15 protein-coding genes are annotated in these 18096 nt (G+C 54.7%); 11 read left to right on the top strand and 4 right to left on the bottom strand.

Annotation, left to right across the window (positions count from 1 at the left end; all coding sequences use genetic code 11):
- The 6 genes from ACIGFL_RS23735 to ACIGFL_RS23710 all read left to right on the top strand — a co-directional run bounded on the left by ACIGFL_RS23735 (position 1) and on the right by ACIGFL_RS23710 (position 4636).
- Entirely contained in the window at positions 1 to 345 is a 345-nt protein-coding gene (locus tag ACIGFL_RS23735; RefSeq protein WP_017675704.1) for a DUF3703 domain-containing protein, read from the top strand.
- Positions 346 to 371: 26 nt separating this feature from the next.
- Entirely contained in the window at positions 372 to 848 is a 477-nt protein-coding gene (locus ACIGFL_RS23730; protein ID WP_017675705.1) for a hypothetical protein, read from the top strand.
- 96 nt (positions 849 to 944) lie between these two features.
- Positions 945 to 1241, top strand: a complete 297-nt coding sequence (locus tag ACIGFL_RS23725) for a hypothetical protein (protein WP_017675706.1) — start codon at positions 945 to 947, stop codon at positions 1239 to 1241.
- Positions 1242 to 1453: 212 nt separating this feature from the next.
- Entirely contained in the window at positions 1454 to 2779 is a 1326-nt protein-coding gene (locus ACIGFL_RS23720; protein WP_026088463.1) for an OprD family porin, read from the top strand.
- Between the two features lie 147 nt (positions 2780 to 2926).
- Positions 2927 to 3205, top strand: a complete 279-nt coding sequence (locus tag ACIGFL_RS23715) for a hypothetical protein (protein ID WP_224490798.1) — start codon at positions 2927 to 2929, stop codon at positions 3203 to 3205.
- A 462-nt stretch (positions 3206 to 3667) separates the two neighbouring features.
- Positions 3668 to 4636, top strand: coding sequence for an arsenic resistance protein (locus ACIGFL_RS23710; protein WP_059392065.1), 969 nt, complete (start codon positions 3668 to 3670; stop codon positions 4634 to 4636).
- Positions 4637 to 4743: 107 nt separating this feature from the next.
- Here the strand turns inward: ACIGFL_RS23710 and ACIGFL_RS23705 are convergent, their stop codons facing one another.
- The 4 genes from ACIGFL_RS23705 to ACIGFL_RS23690 form a co-directional block, all read right to left on the bottom strand.
- Complete coding sequence (locus ACIGFL_RS23705; RefSeq protein ID WP_045733420.1) at positions 4744 to 7866, bottom strand: efflux RND transporter permease subunit; 3123 nt, start codon at positions 7864 to 7866, stop codon at positions 4744 to 4746.
- Between the two features lie 11 nt (positions 7867 to 7877).
- Positions 7878 to 8219 (bottom strand): P-II family nitrogen regulator, encoded by a 342-nt coding sequence (locus ACIGFL_RS23700; RefSeq protein WP_045733421.1) that lies wholly within the window; start codon positions 8217 to 8219, stop codon positions 7878 to 7880.
- A gap of 14 nt (positions 8220 to 8233) precedes the next feature.
- Complete coding sequence (locus ACIGFL_RS23695; protein ID WP_045733422.1) at positions 8234 to 9823, bottom strand: efflux RND transporter periplasmic adaptor subunit; 1590 nt, start codon at positions 9821 to 9823, stop codon at positions 8234 to 8236.
- 153 nt (positions 9824 to 9976) lie between these two features.
- Positions 9977 to 11245, bottom strand: coding sequence for a TolC family protein (locus ACIGFL_RS23690; protein ID WP_045733423.1), 1269 nt, complete (start codon positions 11243 to 11245; stop codon positions 9977 to 9979).
- A 571-nt stretch (positions 11246 to 11816) separates the two neighbouring features.
- Here ACIGFL_RS23690 and ACIGFL_RS23685 point away from each other — a divergent pair.
- From ACIGFL_RS23685 to ACIGFL_RS23665, 5 genes are all read left to right on the top strand, one after another.
- Positions 11817 to 12491 (top strand): heavy metal response regulator transcription factor, encoded by a 675-nt coding sequence (locus tag ACIGFL_RS23685; protein WP_017675714.1) that lies wholly within the window; start codon positions 11817 to 11819, stop codon positions 12489 to 12491.
- A complete protein-coding gene (locus ACIGFL_RS23680) occupies positions 12488 to 13891 on the top strand; it encodes a heavy metal sensor histidine kinase (RefSeq protein WP_397487588.1) in 1404 nt (467 codons plus the stop codon). The genes ACIGFL_RS23685 and ACIGFL_RS23680 overlap by 4 nt, the downstream gene beginning before the upstream one ends.
- Before the next feature lie 129 nt (positions 13892 to 14020).
- Positions 14021 to 15277, top strand: coding sequence for an OprD family porin (locus ACIGFL_RS23675; protein ID WP_397487587.1), 1257 nt, complete (start codon positions 14021 to 14023; stop codon positions 15275 to 15277).
- 214 nt (positions 15278 to 15491) lie between these two features.
- The gene (locus ACIGFL_RS23670) at positions 15492 to 16391 is read left to right on the top strand and encodes a LysR family transcriptional regulator (RefSeq protein WP_397487586.1); all 900 of its coding nucleotides are present in this window, start codon (positions 15492 to 15494) and stop codon (positions 16389 to 16391) included.
- Between the two features lie 216 nt (positions 16392 to 16607).
- Positions 16608 to 17897 carry an OprD family porin gene (locus ACIGFL_RS23665; RefSeq protein ID WP_170050793.1) on the top strand — a complete coding sequence of 430 codons (1290 nt, stop codon included), beginning with the start codon at positions 16608 to 16610 and terminating at the stop codon, positions 17895 to 17897.
- The last annotated feature ends 199 nt before the right edge of the window (positions 17898 to 18096 follow it).

The raw sequence follows: 18096 nt of genomic DNA, 5'->3' as shown, positions 1-18096 counted from the left end.
ATGAAAGCAGCATTGCAACTCGCAATTGAACAAGCCTTTCAGCAGGCCCGGCAGGCCATGCAGGAACAGCGCAGCGCAGATGCCTTTCAATGGTTAGAGCGCGCGCACATCCTGACCCAACGCCAACCCGTGCTGCATGCTGGGTCACACTGGCTGATGCTTGTGCTCGGCTGGCAGACCGGCGATTACCGCGAGGTCGCGGGGCAACTACCACGTATTTTCGCGGCCCTGCTGTTCTCCAAAATCTGGGTGCCTATCGGCAATACAGGCCGCTCCAGGGTCAGTGCTTTCAAGCCCATGCCGGTTCCCGAAGAACCACAGACCTTGCTTGCCGATGACAAGTAAACTCAATCCGGTCGGTGATTGCGCCCATGCAAATTGATATCTCTACCCAGCTGCCATGCTCACTGGCAGAGGTGATCGCCCAGGTGCGCACGCCACGTCTGCTGCATCAGGTTGCATCACCGTTGCTGAGTTTCAGCCCGCTGACTCCCGTTGAGTTTCCTGGCACCTGGAGCGAGGGCACTTACTGGGTCAAGCTGAAGTTATTCGGCGTACTTCCCATTGGCCGTCAGGCGATTGTGATTACATACCCGCAGACGGAAAATGCTCAGATTTTCATGCTAAGAGACAACGGCTACAGCCCGCTGATCAGCAAGTGGGATCACCTCATTACGGCACAAGAGGTCAACGGCGGAACGCTTTACCGAGATAGCGTGACCATCAAGGCGGGCGTCCTCACTCCGTTCGTCTGGCTATTTGCGCGCCTGTTCTACGCCCACCGTCAGCGCCGCTGGGCAACCTTGGCGGCAAATGGCTTTAACTACGGAAACTCTCAGCCGCTGTAGTAATCGCACCTTGCTAGGTTCTTGGTCGCATCAACCAACTCTTCGTCTGGTAAGCGCTGAGCCCATGGCTATTCACACCCATGCGGTCACAGTTTCATGCACCATTACTGCCATGAGCTGGAATATACGCAGTGCGCCTGCCAGCTCCAGCTCGTCAGCGAAATGCTGGCTTACACGGCGGGAGTGAGCAGCATGCCCGAATCACGCAAGGTGATTCGGGTGGACGCTTACGAGCATCCAAACAAGATCAACCGGCGTCACCCCCAGCCGGCTTGTCACATCAGCCCGGCGCTATCGATCTATCTGAGTGCACCGTCCTATGAGCTGGCAGTCATGAACATTCGGCCTGATCAAGGCTGGAGCTCTCTCGACCTACCCGTCGGATTCTATTGAAAATCTGAATTCAAATGTCGCTTTAAGACAACTTTCATTGCCGCCTTGTGAAGATTACAGAATTGTAATTTTCCAATCATCTTCAAGTTATCTTCAGCTTGCAAGGATAGGGCTCAGCTCCCCAAAGGCGCAGAGCGCTTGAGGGTGCAATACCTATAAGAACGCCATGGCGAAAACTAGACTAATAACTGCCAATTATAAAGGAGCAATAAATGCTTAATAAAACCAAACTATCCCTTGCAGTATTTTCGGCGATTGTCAGTGCAGCTCCGCTCATGGCGGCCGCAGAAGAGCAAGCCGAAGGTTTTGTAGAAGGTAGCAGTTTCAATATTCTCAACCGTAACTTCTACATGAATCGTGACTTTCGTAAAGGTCAGTCGAGCAACACTGACAATGGTTATACTGAAGCTTGGGCACACGGGATCATTGGCCAGTTCGAGTCGGGCTTTACCCAAGGCACCGTAGGCTTTGGTATTGATGCCTTCGCCATGCTCGGCCTTAAACTGGATACCGGGGATGGTCGATATGGCCCAGGTGGTACTGTTAATCTGCTGCCGGTAAATAGTGATGGTGAAGCCGAAGATAACTACTCCAAAGTGGGTGGTGCAGTAAAAGCCCGGCTATTCGACACCGTTGTCAAAGTGGGTGATGTGTTCCCCATGACGCCGGTGGTTCACTACGGTGACTCCCGCCTGCTACCGGAAAGCTTTCGCGGCGTTACGGTTGAGAACACAAGCTTTGATGGTTTGACCCTTCAGGGTGGCCGCCTGCATGCCATGAGCCAGCCGCAGGTCAGCACCATGCGTGATGAGTTCGCAACCTTCTATGCGGGCTCTGTCGCGTCTCCATGGGTTGCCTATTTCGGCGGTGACTATTCGCTAAATGACAACCTGAGCTTTAGTCTCTATAGCAGCCAACTCAAGGATGCTTGGAAGCAGCACTATGCCGGTACGTCCTTCACCTACCCGCTGACCGACAGTGTTTCCTTGTTCGGTGGCTTGAACTACTACAAAGCTGTTGATGACGGCCAGCAGCTGTTGGGTGAGTTCGATAACGACATTTACAGCGGCAAAGTGGGTGTGCAGTTCGGTGCACACAGCGTTGCCCTGTCGCACCAGCGCAACAACGGCGACGATGATTTCGACTACCTGCGCCAGTCTGATTCCATCTTCCTCGACAACTCTATTCAGTACAGCGACTTCAACTCGCCGAAAGAGAAGTCCTGGATGCTGCGCTACGACCTAGATATGGCCAGCTATGGCGTTCCTGGACTGACCTTCATGACGCGCTATGCGCTGGGTACAGATGCGGACTATTCCGACGCCAACAGTGTGTATATGCGTCGTGATGCCGATGGCAACCCGCTGACTGACCAGAAGCGCTGGGAACGCAACATCGAAGCCAAGTACGTCGTCCAAACGGGCTCACTGAAAGAGATGTCCTTCCGTGTTCGCCAGATGACTACCCGCGCAACGGATTACGAGTCGGATCTGGACGAGGTTCGTCTGATCGTCGAGTACCCACTGAGCGTGCTCTAAAAATGGATGGGCGGGCGGGCTCTAAAAGCACTGCCCGCTCATGCATAACAAGATAGGCAGTTATTAGATTTCAAGAATGTAATGTTGGGCTCACGCTGCTGTTAGCTTCACCTCCGTAAAATTCACTCGAACTTGCAGAACTTGTCCATGAACCTCGACAAGCTAATAATTGAATTTTACGAGGCCTGCCTTATGAAGATGTTGAAAGCCCTAGTTATTGGATCAGTACTTCTTGTCGGCTCCACACAGTCTTATGCAGAAGATGGCTATGATCGCTCAATGAAAGCTCAGGCAAAATTTCGAGCAGATCAAAAACGAATTCACGGAACTGAGCCTGCTGCCAAACCGGCGGACGAACTAAAGGTTAAGACCAGCAACCAAGATCGGACCAATACCGATCTTAAAAAAGAAACCAACGCTGACTAACCGCTCACTTCCGAACGATGTTCACCTCTAGAAGCTCCCGAGCTCCTTTGGAAAGAGGTGTACCCTAAGCGCCCTTCGGGGCGCTTTTTTTATTTAATCTTTAATAATAAGAAAGATTCACTGGGAGTTTAAACCTCCAAGCTAGACAACTAACTCTTCTCTTCCGCAAGTCATTCATATCTGCAACAAGTCATCGCTGTCAGCGTGTAGCAAGAAGGGCAAAATGATACCGGTGAAGGCCTTTAGATTGATCTGCCTGATATCTGCAAAGGCACTCGGCTATCACCCCGATGCTAGAACACGGTGTCATTTGAATACCGCGCCCTTGCACCGTCAGCAGATACCCACTCAATAGCCAGACGCCGTGCCCATCTCAATCTTTCATGATTCAAGCCATCCAAGAGGATCGCCACGCTTTTCGCTTCCTCATGTAAGCTGACGTTTTTCATCCTTGAGGATGCTATGAGTAGGGATGCACTTGAACAAAACCAGATACCGATCTATTTCGTCGCGGTCATTGCAGCGGCAATCGGTGGGTTAATAGCTACTGCAGCGGCGCAGAGCCTGAACGCATTAGTGACCCCGACTATCGCCGTGCTGATGTACGCGATGTTTCTGCAAATTCCCTTTCTTGATCTCCGCAAAAGTCTTAGCAACAAACGCTTCATGTCAGCCTTGCTTATCGCCAATTTCGTACTGATTCCACTGCTGGTATGGGCACTCACCAGAGGGCTCGCAGAACACCCGGCAATCCTAATAGGCGCTCTTCTAGTTTTGCTCACCCCGTGTATCGACTACGTGGTGGTCTTTACTCACATTGGCAAAGGCGACTCGCGTGCGATTCTTGCAGCAACCCCCATCCTCTTGCTGTTGCAGCTTGTGCTGTTGCCTGTGTACTTGGCTTTCATGCTAGGGGAGCAATCCCGAGTCGTTATCTCGATAGCGCCTTTCGCTGAAGCCTTTCTCGCACTGATTGTCGTGCCTTTATTGCTCGCGGTTGCTACAGCAGCCTTGGCTAAGCGCTCACGGTTCGTAGGTCGCTGGAACACCGTATGGGCATGGATGCCAGTCCCTGCGATGGCGGCAGTTCTCATTGCGGTGGTTGGGTCGCAAATCTCGCCGGTGGTTCGTGATATCGACCAGCTTTTACCGGTGATCCCGGTGTACATCGGTTTCATGCTTTTGGCCCCCGTAGTGGGCGCACTGGCTTCAAGAGCTTATAAACTGCCCGCCTCGACGGCGAGAGCGGTTACTTTCAGTACCTCCACACGTAACTCGTTGGTGGTTCTTCCGCTGGCCCTGGCATTGCCTGAAGAAATACGGGGGCTTGCAGCCGCAGCGGTCATCACCCAGACGCTGGTTGAGTTGGTGGGTGAGCTTGTCTACATCCGGGCAGTTCCGATTCTTATTTGGCGTAAAAAAAGCCGCTGAGGACGTCACAGGCACAGTCACCGCCCACATTGAGCGGTATTTACGGTAAGCAAAAAGCCCCGCTCAAGAGCGGGGCTTTTCAGTTGCACACGAATAGCGCTGTGAACTTAGCGCAGACGATGGGCCAAGCGGTAGAGCAATGGCAAAACCAGCAGCGTCAGCACGGTTGAAGACAGGATTCCGCCAATCACCACCGTCGCCAGAGGGCGCTGAACTTCTGCGCCCGTACCGATGGCAGTGGCCATTGGAATAAAGCCCAGAGACGCAACCAAAGCAGTCATCAGCACCGGCCGCAAACGAGTCAACGCGCCTTCACGAATAGCCTCGTCCAGCCCCATGCCGTTCTCACGCAAACTGCGAATAAAGGAAATCATCACCAGGCCGTTGAGTACCGCGACACCCGACAACGCAATGAAACCCACCCCCGCAGAGATCGAGAGCGGAATATCACGCAGCCACAAGGCCATGATCCCGCCGGTCAGCGCGAAGGGCACGCCGGTGAATACCAGCAGGCCATCTTTGACATTGCCGAACATCATGAAGAGCAGCGTGAACACCAGCAGCAACGAGACCGGTACGACAATCTGCAGGCGCTTGGCTGCCGACTGAAGCTGCTCGAAGGTGCCGCCCCAGGTCGTCCAGTAGCCTGTAGGGACGCTAACCGCCAGGGCGATCTTGCTCTCGGCCTCGGCGACAAAAGAGCCAATATCGCGGCCGCGAACGTTGGCGGTGACCACCACGCGACGCTTGCCACTTTCACGGCTGATCTGGTTCGGCCCCGGTGCGGACACCACGCTCGCCACATCAGCCAGGCGCACAAACCCTGGGCCATCCAGCCCATCGCCATTGGCCAGACGAATAGGCAGCTGCTGGATCTTGTCGACATCATTGCGCCACTCGTCCGCCAGGCGAACTTGGATATCGAAACGCCGGTCACCTTCAAACAGTGCACCCGCCTCGCGCCCGCCGATGGCGGTGGAAATGGCGTCCTGAATCTCCGAGACATTCAAACCGAATCGTGCGGCTTTCTCACGGTCGATTTGTACGCTGAGCATCGGCAGACCGGTGGTCTGTTCGACCTTCACATCAGCTGCTCCTGGAATACCCTCCAGCACCTCAGCGATTTGCTCGGCGGTCTCGTTCATCACATCCATGTCATCGCCAAACACTTTCACTGCGACGTCACTGCGTACGCCGGAGATCAGCTCGTTGAAGCGCATCTGAATGGGCTGAGTGAACTCATAGTTGTTGCCGGAAACCTGTTCAACCGCCTCCTGCATCGCCGCAACCAAATCGGCTTTGCTGCGATCAGGATCGGGCCACTGGTCGCGCGGCTTTAGCATGACAAAGTTGTCCGCCACGTTCGGCGGCATTGGATCGGTTGCGACTTCAGCGGTTCCAAGCTTGGCGAACACCGTATCAACCTCGGCAAAGGATTTGATTCGTTGTTCGAGTTGCACCTGCATTTCAATTGCTTGCGAAAGGCTAGTGCCAGGAATACGCAGGGCATGCAAAGCGATATCGCCCTCATCCAGGCTCGGCACGAACTCACTGCCCATCCGCGAAGCAGCTAAACCAGAAAGCACCATGATGACTGTCGCAATGGTCAGCACTAACGGCTTGCTGACCATGACCCAATCTAGCAACGGCGCGTAGCCTTGCTTGACCCAGGCCATTAGCCGATTTTCTTTTTCACTGACGTTGCCATTGAGGAACAGTGCAACAGCTGCCGGGACGAATGTCACCGAGAGGATCATGGCTCCGAACAGGGCTGTCACCACGGTGAACGCCATTGGGTGGAACATCTTGCCTTCCACGCCGGTCAGCGCAAATATCGGCAGGTACACCACCATAATGATCAGTTGGCCGAACAGCAGTGGACGACGCGCCTCCTTCGACGCCGCGAACACCTCATGGAAGCGCTCATTACGGGTCAACGTTCGGCCTGCTGCGGCCTGGGCGTGAGCCAAACGACGCACGCAGTTCTCTACGATCACCACGGCACCATCGATGATGATGCCGAAATCGAGTGCGCCAAGGCTCATCAGGTTCGCGCTGACCTTGTTGCTGACCATGCCCGTAAAGGTGAACAGCATCGACAGCGGAATCACCATTGCGGTGATGAGGGCCGCCCGAATGTTACCCAGGAACAGGAACAGGATAGCGATAACCAGCAGAGCGCCTTCGATCAGATTCTTCTTCACCGTATTGATGGCCTTATCGACCAATACAGTGCGGTCATAGACCGTCTTCGCTATGACTCCTTTCGGCAGGTTGCGATTGATCTCCTTTATGCGCTGGTCGACAGCCTGCGATACATAGCGGCTGTTCTCACCAATCAACATAAAGGCAGTGCCGAGCACCACCTCCTGGCCGTTCTCAGTAGCGGCACCGGTGCGCAGCTCCTTACCCAGGCCAACCTCGGCCACATCACCGATGCGCACAGGAACACCATCGGTGTTCTTGATGATGATGTTGGCGATGTCAGCGATATTGCCGACTTGTCCCGGAGCGCGGATCAGGTACTGCTCGCCGCTGCGTTCGATGTAGCCCGCACCAACGTTGGCATTATTGCTCTCCAACGCAACCACAATGTCCTGCAGGCTGAGGCCATGTGCGACCAGGCGCTCCGGCTTGGGTGAAACCTGGAACTCCTTGGCATAACCGCCAATGGTGTTGATCTCGGTAACACCTTTGACGGTTCGCAGTTGCGGCTTGACGATCCAGTCCTGAATCTCACGCAGATCCATCGGTGTATAGGTGCTGCCATCCGGCTTCTTCGCACCGTCTTGCGCCTCGATGGTCCACATGTAGATCTCGCCCAGACCAGAAGCGATTGGCCCCATGCTCGGCGACAGATCACTGGGTAGATTTCCACGCGCTTCCTGTATCCGCTCATTCACCAACTGACGAGCGAAGTAGATGTCTGTGCCGTCTTCGAAAATGACGGTGACCTGCGACAACCCGTAACGTGAGATTGAACGCGTTTCCTGTAAGTTGGGCAGCCCAGCCATTACCGATTCAATCGGAAAGGTCACGCGTTGCTCGGTTTCCAGTGGCGAGTAGCCCTTTGCCTCGGTATTGATCTGCACCTGCACGTTGGTGATGTCGGGAACCGCATCAATCGGCAACTTCTGGTAGCTGTAAACACCCAACGCTGCCATGCCGAGCACAGCCAGCAAGACTAGCCAGCGCTGGTCGATGGCGAAGCGAATTAATCGTTCGTACATGTCAATTTCCCCTAAAGCGCAGCATCACCGCGCTCTCCAGTACGGATGCGCAATGCGTCGGTCAAAGGGGCCACGGCGACGATTCCATCACCGGGTACACCTGTGTGGGCGGCCTTCTCGATGGCATGGACGATCTCATCGGCAACTTCTTCTGAACAGAACGCCAGCAGCACGAGATGCTGATGGGCGTCGGGGTTCCACTCGTCGGCGATGTAGCTGTGATCCTTGCCGTGGCCACGTGGATGACCATGGGCGGGCAGGATGGTAAATCCAGGCAGGTGTGGCAGTGCATGCAAAGCTTGCTCGACGGCCTCAAGCCGGATCGGGCGAAAAATAGCTGTAACTTGTTTCATAGCTCGACTCCGAATTAGTGGTCATGGCTCGCGCCGGCTTTGCCAAGCTCAGCTTTGATCAGGAAGCTGTTCTTCAGCGCGTATCGATCGCCCGCCTTCAGACCCGAGATAACCTCGACGAAGCGGCCGTCGGATTTGCCCAGCTCAAGAGGCCGAGCTTCTAGCTGGTTATCGAAGCGGCCGAACACTACCTGCCAATCGCGAACGGTCTGGATCGCTTCGACCGCTACTGCAACGGGAACGTTGTTCTCCTCGGCAATCACCTCGACCGTCACTGGCAAACCAGGCCGCCATAGCCGATCTGGGTTAGCTAGCACGATGCGAGCAGTCGCTGAGCGGGTTTGCGCCCCAACCAGAGCGCTGACATAGGAAATGGAGCCCTTAGCCGTGGCGGCGAATGCGCTGGAGCTCACGACAACGTTTTGCCCTTCGGCGATTACGCCCAAGTCTTTCGCCGCGACGGTTGAGTCCACCCATACGGTCGACAAATCCGAGACGGTAAAGACTGCGGAATCCTCTTTGAGTACTTCACCAACAGAGATGCTTTTGCTGGTTATCACGCCATCGATAGGGGCACGAATCTCGAATTCGGTGAGATTCTGGCCTTTGGCCGGTGCACCGCCCAGCGAAGCGATTTGTTGCTGGACGCGCTGCACTGCGATAGCAGCTTCCTGCATGGCAACTTGCGCCTGCAGGAAGTCCTGCTCGGCGGAAATCTTCTCTTCCCACAATTGCTTTTCACGTGCATAGGTCGTGCGGGCAAGCGCAGAGCGTTGCTGGGCGGCCAGTAGCTCGCCACGCAGTTCGGCCAGCGCCTGGCTGGAGATTTTGGCCAATACCTGACCCTTGCTGACCGTATCGCCAGCACTAACCGCCACCGAGTCGACGCGCCCGGCAAGTTGCGGGGTCACCTGAACCGTGCGGTCACCGTTGTAACGAACCTCGCCGAGCACTTGCAGCGTGGAGGCGATTTTCGCGGGACCAGCAGTGGCGAGCGTGACGCCACCCTGCTCAAGCTGCGCATCCGTCATGGTCACGCGGCCCTCAACCTGCTCGTAACCGAACGAATAGCTCTTGCCACTGTGCGTGGCGCTGATGGAAACCTGGAATGAATGCGGCTCTACAACCGCGGCATCGCCACGTAGGTAGTTATTCTCTTTGCTGAAATTGATGATTTGCGCAGGTTGGCCAAGACGCAACAAGGTCACTTGCACCGTGCTTTCAGCAGGATTTAGAAGCTTGCCGTCCAGGTAGGTATAGAGCCTGAACTGAGGCTCTACGCCCTCCTCAAAAATCGTCACTTCAAGCGCATAATCACCCTCGGTGAAAAGCTTGCCGCCATGCTCGCCCTTGGTGGGTTCTACAGTTTCATGGTGCTCTTTATCTGCATGCTCATCGGCCTCTTCATGCTCGTCGGCCGAAGCCTCCCCGTGGTGCTCGGGATCTGCGTGAGCCGATACATCCTCATGACTCTCATCATGGCCATGGCCTTCCTCCCCGGACTTACCAGGGCTACCACTTAGAATCAGGCCCGCCACGGCTAAACCGATGACGACAACAGCCACAATCATCAGCCACTGCTTTCTGGGAGTTGTTGATGCCATTGGTAACTCCAAATTATCAAAAGTATTGAATTTGATTCATGCCCAGGCGGCGACTAAACGCGCTCAATAAACATGCAGCCGCCAGGAAAGCAGGCGAGGCTTCATGTCGCATGACGCGACCGTCTAAGGCGTTATGTAGGTGCGCAGAGATGCTTATTTTTTGAATTCGATGTTGAGTTGGGAGCCGTAAATCTTCTCCAAGCTCACCCAGGCCGAGATAGCTTCATCCAGGGTATTCAGGTACTGGGAGCGCATGCTTACGAGGGTGCGCTGAGCATCGAGTACATCGATAAAGGCAAACTTGCCCATCTCGAATCCACGTACTGCGCCCTCTACTGCTTGCTGCGCGGTCGGCAGCAGTGTGCCGCTGATCGAGTCGACTTCACTTCTAGCGCTTTCCCACTGCTCAAATGCCTGCTGGGCTTCCGCGCGCAGGCGGAGTTCTGCGGCATTGCGCAAATCCCGCGCTTGGTCAGCTCCTTGAGCAGCGGCCAGCACATTGCCTTGGTTACGGTTGAACAACGGAATAGGCATCGACAAGCCGAGCAAATTGACGCGCTCGCCAAGCCCTTCGTCGTATTGGCTGCCAACACTGACGGTGAGGTCTGGAATGCGCTGCGACTTTTCGAGTTCCAAGGAAGACTCGGCACGCTGGATGTGCGTGCTGGCCAGCCGTAGGTCCGCTGTATCTGTTATGCGTGCAAGCATCTCAGCCTGCGACGGCAGGTACGGCAGGCGCTCAAGATCACCCTCGACATGCGCGAAGTTCGGTGTCTCGGCACCCGTTATGAGCGCCAGTTGCTTGTAGGCATTGCTTTGATTGAGGCGTGCGCGATTCAGCTCCAGTTGAATTTCCGAAAGCTGCACCTGAGCACGCGAAATTTCGATTGGCGAAGCCTTGCCGGCCTTTACGCGCCCTTCGACCACCTGAAGTCCGCGACGGGCAAGGTCTAACGACTGAGTGGAAAGCTGCAGTCCTTCCTGGGCACGCAGGGCTGAGTAAAAGGCCTGGATGACCTCAGCGCGCAAGATGTTTTTCTTACGCTCCAGATCAATCGCCACCGCGTCCTGATCACGCTCAGACACATCAATACGCGCGCTACGCTTGCCGCCCAGCTCAATTGGCTGAGATACCTGAATGCTGGTAACGCGCGACTCACTGCGCGTGTCCTCAACGCTCCAGGACAACTCAGGATTCGGGATCAGCCCAGCTTGAGTACGAGCACCTTCGGCAATACCTGTATTCCATTGTGCTGCAGCGAACTCCTGGTTCTCAGTGAGCGCTTGCGCCAACGCCTCATCAATCGTTATTGACTGCCTTGTTGATTCGGCAGCAGTTGTTGGAACTGGAGCAATTAACAATGCAGCCAGTAGCCCTGATAACACACAGAACTTACCTACTCCAACTCCATGTCCGGCCATTGTTTTTACATGCACTTAAAAGTCCTCCGCAGAACTAACTCTGCTGGAATATAATGAAGGCCTTTATATTTATTAATCCCGAGGGATATCGAGGATCATTACTTGGGAAAATAAGTAGAAAGCCAATTCCCGGCAGAATGTAGTGCTCCACGCCTATCAGCAAGGTGACTGGAAAATTACAAATACGTTATCCAGCACTTTTTCAGGTGTGGCTGTATTAATATTGGCAGCGTTCAAGAGAGCAGGCGATTTAGCGTCCAGCAACAAATAGAAACAAACACAGATAAATAAGGGTTGCCCCGTTCCTAGCGCCACGGGGCAGCCCTGCCAGTCCAAAGTTGGGTGTTTTGGATGAGTTCGAGACGTGCGACACGTTGTCGCTAACCCCATGAGCCTAGTCAAAACGGGCATTACGGCTTGACCCTAAAGCCGCTACAGGCTTTAGCCTTGGTGAAAGCTGAAACGCCTCAGGTCATGTCAGTGATCACCGATTAAAGAATTAAAACCACTCTGCAGCCACAACAAAAGAAAATCTAAAAAATACTGGCCGCACATTTTAAGGTGAATATTTATGCGAATCCTTATTGTCGAGGACGAGCCCAAGACTGCTGAGTACTTACACCAAGGCTTAAGCGAAAGTGGCTATGTAGTTGATAAGGCTGCCACGGGAGTTGACGGCCTCCATCTTGTTAGGCAACACGCTTACGATTTGGTAGTGCTTGATGTAAACCTTCCAGAAATTGATGGCTGGGGTGTGCTTGAGCATATACGCAGCAACAGCAGTACTCGCGTAATAATGCTGACCGCGCGCGGCCGCTTAGTGGATAAAATTAAAGGCCTGGATTTGGGCGCGGATGATTATTTAGTCAAACCGTTTGAGTTCCCTGAATTACTTGCGCGAATTCGTACGTTGCTACGGCGAAGCGAACAAATTCCGGTACCGGAAGTGCTGCGGGTAGCCGACCTTGAACTTGATCCGGCTAGGCACCGCGCGTTCCGTGGCGAGCAGCGTATCGATCTGACCACCAAAGAGTTTGCGTTGCTGCACCTACTGATGCGCCGCTCTGGGGAAGTGCTATCGCGCACCCAGATCATTTCGCTGGTCTGGGATATGAATTTTGACTGCGATACCAACGTCGTCGAAGTCTCCATCCGCAGGCTGCGCGCCAAAATTGATGACCCGTTCGATAACAAACTGATCCACACCCTTAGGGGTGTTGGGTACGTGCTTGAGGAGCGAGCATGAGGCCGGCCAGTCTATCCATGCGCCTTGGCCTGTCGGTCAGCGTGATGGGGGCGGCACTGGTTGTTCTGCTAGCGGCACTCGCCTACTTCGCACTGACTCATGAGTTGGACTCTTTGGCCAAGAAGAGTCTTGACGGCAAACTGGAGCAGATTCAGCACAGTCTCGCTGAAGACATGAGCGCCCATGCAATTGCCCAGCAGCCTCACGCACTGTTGGATCTGGTCATGGGACATGACAACCTGCACCTGACGATCTACGGGAAAAAGTCAGGCACAAAATTACTCCTGAATCTGGGTGAGAAATCCAGGGAGCCCATTCTTGCCAACATACCGGCAGGCGATACCCCTAGTTACCAAAGCTGGTCGGATACTGAGGGAAACAACTTCCTGACCGCATCCAAAGTGATGCTGCTCAACGATGGCGACCACGTCAGAGTCCTGCTCTCAATTGATCGATCTGCCGACGAAGCGCTGCTCAGCGCCTACCTCAAATCAACACTGATCGCACTCCCTCTTCTGCTCGCGCTGATTGGCATGGGCGCATGGTGGATCGTGCAGCGAGGCCTCTCTCCTCTCCGGCAATTTCGTCAAGTTGCCTCGCTGATCTCCACGCAGGACCTGACCCATCGGATTTCCGTCGACAAACTTCCACAAGAGCTCAGCGCGCTGGCCCACGGCATCAACTTCATGCTGCATCGACTTGATGGCGGCGTTCAGCAGCTATCGCAATTCTCTGATGACCTAGCCCATGAGTTGCGTTCGCCCATCACCAACCTGATGGGCAAAGCCCAGGTAACCCTCTCCAGAGAGCGTCCGCCAGAGGAATACAAAGCCGCACTGGAGTGCTGTACAGAAGAGCTTGAGCGCGTTACCCGGATTGTTTCCGACATGCTGTTTCTCGCTCAAGTCAGCCACCCAGCGTCCCTGGTGCCCTTCGAGAAGATTGCCCTGGAAGACGAGGCAAGACGCGTTGTGGATCTGTTCAGCATCTCCGCGGAAGAGAAGCAGATCAGTCTGAGCATTGCCGGAGCAGGCCGAACCTTCGGTGATCGGCTGATGGTGCAGCGCGCCATTTCAAACCTTTTGTCCAATGCGATTCGGCATAGCCCTATCGGCGCAAACATCTCGCTGCTGATCGAGAAGCACAGCGAAACCGTATCGTTCTCGGTCGGAAACCCTGGTATTGGCATCCCAGCACAGCACATCCCCCATTTGTTTGAGCGCTTCTACCGCGTCGATACCAGCCGTTCTCGTGCCGAAGGGGGTACAGGGCTGGGCCTGGCAATTGTTCGCTCGATCATGAGCCTGCACCAGGGCACGGTCGAGGTCAGCAGCCTGCCAGGCAGCTTTACCGTATTCCGCTTGATCTTCCCCAAAGTCCGTAATGGTTCCTCGACCTAGTTATTGCGCGCGAACTGGCCTAGCCCCCAGCTGAGCATTGGCGCAGAGGAACCTGCCCCCCTATTCGGAGAGCACGGCATGCAGCGACGACTCCCCGATATGCCAACCCCCTGATCATGGAGAACAACAATGAAGACCCTCTTGGCAGTCGCGGTGAGTACTGGGGTACTCAGTCTCAGCCAGCCTGCGGCCGCTGACTTCTTGGCGGACAGCAAAGCTGGTCTGGAAGCGCGTAACTTCTATTTTAATCGTGACTTCCGCCAAGATTCAGCCAGCCAATCAAAGCAGGAGGAATGGGCCCAAGGCTTCCTGATGCGCTACGAATCCGGTTTCACCGAAGGAACCATAGGCGTCGGCATTGACGCTATCGGCATGCTGGGTCTCAAGCTGGACTCCAGTGCCGAACGCTCAGGCACGGGCCTGCTCAAGCGCGATAAAGAAGCACCTCGTGCCGCGCAGGATGAATATGGCGAGCTGGGCTTAACCGCGAAGCTACGTGCCTCCAACAGCGTGCTGAAATTGGGCACGCTGCAACCCAAGCTGCCAACCATTCAAGCAAACGATTCGCGCCTGCTGCCACAAACCTTTCAGGGTGGGCATCTCAACTCGCTGGAAATTGATGGACTGACCTTCGATGCAGGCCAACTCAAGCAAGTAAGCCAGCGCGACTCCTCTGATAGCGAAGACCTCAGCATTACCAGCGGCTCTGCCCGTGCTATCAGTGGCGGCGGACTCCAGACCAGCGATGAGTTCAACTTCGCCGGGGCGACCTACAAATGGAACAGCAACCTGACCACTGGCTACAACTACGGCAACCTGGACGACTTCTACAAACAGCATATTTTCACTGTCCTGCATACCTTGCCGCTAGGTGACAAGCAGTCGCTAAAAACTGATCTTCGCTACGCCCGCTCCACCGATGAAGGCAACAGCAACGTCGACAACAAGGCATTCGGAGCAATGTTTACCTACGCCTTTGGTGGCCACGCCCTCGGTGTTGGCTACCAGAGCATGAGCGGAGACACCGGCTACGCCTACATCAACGGCACCGATCCGTTCCTGGTCAACTATGTGCAGATCGGCGACTTCGCCAACAAAGACGAAACCTCATGGCAGGCCCGCTATGACTTCAACTTTGCCAGCGTTGGCATCCCTGGCTTGACGTTCATGACCCGTTACCTGACTGGTGACAATATTGATCTAGGCGCAGGCAGCGCCGATGGTAAGGAATGGGAGCGCAATACTGACATCGCATATGTCTTCCAGGACGGTGCGCTGAAAAACCTGGGTGTGAAATGGCGCAACGCCACACTACGTTCAACCAATTTCGGCAACGATGTTGACGAGAACCGCCTGATCGTCAGCTACACACTTCCGCTGTTGTAATCATCAAACCTCAGCGCGGAACTAGTAGTCGAGTGCCGCGCTGAGAACCGCCCGCGCTGATAAAGTGATACTGCCGGAAGTTCAATTCCAAACATAAAGCTCCTCCCTCCATCAGATTACAAATAAGTAATCCTGCTGCGATCCTGGCGTTAGGTTCGTCTCGTTAAGCTCAAAGTACATGCATTTTGCTTGGCACGAGCTTTGATCGCCCCCCATGTTCGACCCTCTCACCATCGACCACCAACTAGCACAGATTTTCTTGACCAGCGCGCGCTGCGCCTGCTTTAGGCAGGCTGCACGCAGCCTAAACTTACAAATCGTGCCGATGCGCAAAAAACTCAGGAAGCTGGAGGCAACTGTAGGTACCCCGCTATTCCTTTATAAAGGACGCGAGCTCAGCCTGAGCGCAACAGGACGTGAATTACAACAACTACTGATCCAGAAATTCGGTGACCTGCATCCAGAGGACGTCAGTGTCCAGCGAGCTCTGGTACGTCTTGCGGTGCCGACGGCACTGCTCACCGACCTGCTGGCCCGTGATTTGATCTCCTGGCTGCGTAATGACGCGGCCGTGAGACTAGAAATCATCCCACAGGAGGGCGAGCCCGAGAGGCTGGCAGAGGTCATGATTTGGATCACCGATCCCGGCACGCCAAGACCGACTCCAAGCTTTGCAATGACAACACCATTGATGCTTGCACGAATTCCCTATCGTGCCCATATGGCCAAACGTTATGCGGGTAAACGCCTACCGAGTTCTGTAGCCGACCTCAAGGATTTCATGCTGGTTCAGCTCGCGGGAAACACAACGGTTGACAGTTTCGAACCATGGAATCAGCTGATCCGTCAGCGCCAAAGCGCGGTCATTCAAGTGCATTCACAAGAGTGGGTCGTTGACTTGCTGCGTAACTCCTCCTGCATTGGCCTGCTACCTGGCTACATCTCCCATGTAGACCGTAACCTGCTGCCCCTTGACGAGTTATTCGAGACTGCCTTGGAACGGGTGGTCTGGATTTCAACGTCCCCGCTGGCAGCAGAGCAATCAGAAGTGCAGACACTGGTATCGCTCATCTACAAAGCCTTTGAAGATCGCCACAACTGGTTCACTCAGTAGCCCTGAGTAGTCCACAAGCAGCTAATTCACCAAATAGTCATCTCGCTGAAACAAACAAAAGTTTCCACTCCTGCATTGAAACCCTCGCCCTGTAAGGCTTTCATTCGCCCTCTCGATCATTGAAATAAAAATGTCATCGAAAGTATGTGCAAGTGTAATACGCCTACCCGAGCCTGCCCCACGTCTACCACACATGTTTTCGACGAGGATAATTACATGCTCATTGCTACCCCCAACTCTCAATGGCTTAACCGAGTCACGTGCGGGCTCCTGCTGAGCGCTGGAGGACTCGGTCTCAGTCAACCAGCGGCAGCTGATTTTTTGGCAGATAGCAAAGCTGGTCTGGAAGCGCGCAACTTCTATTTCAATCGTGATTTCCGCCAAGACTCAGCTAGCCAGTCAAAGCAGGAGGAATGGGCCCAGGGCTTCCTGCTGCGCTACGAATCCGGCTTCACTGAAGGGACAGTCGGCGTGGGTATCGACGCCATCGGCATGCTGGGTCTCAAGCTGGACTCCAGCGCTGATCGTTCAGGCACGGGCCTTCTAAAACGCAACAAAGAAGCACCTCGTGCAGCGCAGGATGAATATGGTGAGATGGGCTTAACCGCGAAGCTGCGCGCTTCAAACAGCGTGCTGAAACTGGGCACGCTGCAACCTCGACTGCCAACCGTCCAAGCAAACGATTCGCGCCTGCTGCCACAGACCTTTCAAGGCGGGCACCTGAATTCGCTGGAGATTGCCGGCCTGACCTTCGATGCCGGCCAGCTCAAACAAGTAAGCCAGCGCGACTCATCCGATAGCGAAGACCTCAGCATTACCAGCGGCGCAGCCCGCGCTATCAGCGGCGGCGGAACCCAGAATAGCGATGAATTCAACTTCGCCGGAGCAACCTACAAGTGGAACAGCAACCTAGCCACCGGCTACAACTACGGCAATCTAGACGGTTTCTACAAGCAGCATATTTTCACGGTCCTGCACACCTTGCCGCTAGGTGACAAGCAATCGCTGAAAACTGATCTGCGCTACGCTCGCTCCACCGACGAGGGCAACAGCAACGTCGACAACAAGGCATTCGGGGCGATGTTCACCTATGCATTTAGCGGTCACGCACTCGGTGTTGGTTACCAGAGCATGAGCGGAGACACCGGCTACGCCTACATCAACGGCACCGATCCGTTCCTGGTCAACTATGTGCAAATCGGTGACTTCGCCAACAAAGACGAAACCTCATGGCAGGCCCGCTATGACTTCAACTTTGCCAGCGTTGGCATCCCTGGCTTGACGTTCATGACCCGTTACCTGACCGGCGACAATATTGATCTAGGCGCAGGCGGTGCCGATGGTAAGGAGTGGGAGCGCAATACTGACATCGCCTATGTCTTTCAGGACGGTGCGCTGAAAAACCTGGGCGTTAAATGGCGCAACGCCACACTACGTTCAACCAACTTCGGCAACGACGTTGATGAGAACCGCCTGATCGTGAGCTACACCCTTCCACTGCTGTAATTAGCAATAATCCGTGCGTTGCACTGTTTGTGCAGCGCACGCATTTAGCGAAATGCACAGACGGCGACTATGGGGAGCCGCCAAGAGTGCATTACTACCGCTAAGGAAACCCTGAAGAAGACTCCCCGTTTCTGGTGAAATACGCCGATCCCGTTGCCCGAGTATCCCGATGAAGCAGATGACCTTCGCCGACGCCGAG

The sequence above is a fragment of the Pseudomonas sp. NPDC077649 genome, from assembly GCF_044542855.1.
Classification (GTDB): Bacteria; Pseudomonadota; Gammaproteobacteria; order Pseudomonadales; family Pseudomonadaceae; genus Aquipseudomonas.
Note: the sequence above shows the minus strand (reverse complement) of the source record. Positions and strands in the feature narration are given on the sequence as shown.

Bases quoted from the DNA above. Each gene is read 5' to 3' on its own strand.
- ACIGFL_RS23680 (WP_397487588.1), top strand. From the start codon at position 12,488: ATGAGGCCGGCCAGTCTATCCATGCGCCTTGGCCTGTCGGTCAGCGTG.
- ACIGFL_RS23720 (WP_026088463.1), top strand. From the start codon at position 1,454: ATGCTTAATAAAACCAAACTATCCCTTGCAGTATTTTCGGCGATTGTC.
- ACIGFL_RS23710 (WP_059392065.1), top strand. From the start codon at position 3,668: ATGAGTAGGGATGCACTTGAACAAAACCAGATACCGATCTATTTCGTC.
- ACIGFL_RS23705 (WP_045733420.1), bottom strand. From the start codon at position 7,866: ATGTACGAACGATTAATTCGCTTCGCCATCGACCAGCGCTGGCTAGTC.
- ACIGFL_RS23670 (WP_397487586.1), top strand. From the start codon at position 15,492: ATGTTCGACCCTCTCACCATCGACCACCAACTAGCACAGATTTTCTTG.
- ACIGFL_RS23700 (WP_045733421.1), bottom strand. From the start codon at position 8,219: ATGAAACAAGTTACAGCTATTTTTCGCCCGATCCGGCTTGAGGCCGTC.
- ACIGFL_RS23690 (WP_045733423.1), bottom strand. From the start codon at position 11,245: ATGGCCGGACATGGAGTTGGAGTAGGTAAGTTCTGTGTGTTATCAGGG.
- ACIGFL_RS23695 (WP_045733422.1), bottom strand. From the start codon at position 9,823: ATGGCATCAACAACTCCCAGAAAGCAGTGGCTGATGATTGTGGCTGTT.
- ACIGFL_RS23675 (WP_397487587.1), top strand. From the start codon at position 14,021: ATGAAGACCCTCTTGGCAGTCGCGGTGAGTACTGGGGTACTCAGTCTC.
- ACIGFL_RS23665 (WP_170050793.1), top strand. From the start codon at position 16,608: ATGCTCATTGCTACCCCCAACTCTCAATGGCTTAACCGAGTCACGTGC.
- ACIGFL_RS23730 (WP_017675705.1), top strand. From the start codon at position 372: ATGCAAATTGATATCTCTACCCAGCTGCCATGCTCACTGGCAGAGGTG.
- ACIGFL_RS23725 (WP_017675706.1), top strand. From the start codon at position 945: ATGCACCATTACTGCCATGAGCTGGAATATACGCAGTGCGCCTGCCAG.
- ACIGFL_RS23685 (WP_017675714.1), top strand. From the start codon at position 11,817: ATGCGAATCCTTATTGTCGAGGACGAGCCCAAGACTGCTGAGTACTTA.
- ACIGFL_RS23715 (WP_224490798.1), top strand. From the start codon at position 2,927: ATGAACCTCGACAAGCTAATAATTGAATTTTACGAGGCCTGCCTTATG.
- ACIGFL_RS23735 (WP_017675704.1), top strand. From the start codon at position 1: ATGAAAGCAGCATTGCAACTCGCAATTGAACAAGCCTTTCAGCAGGCC.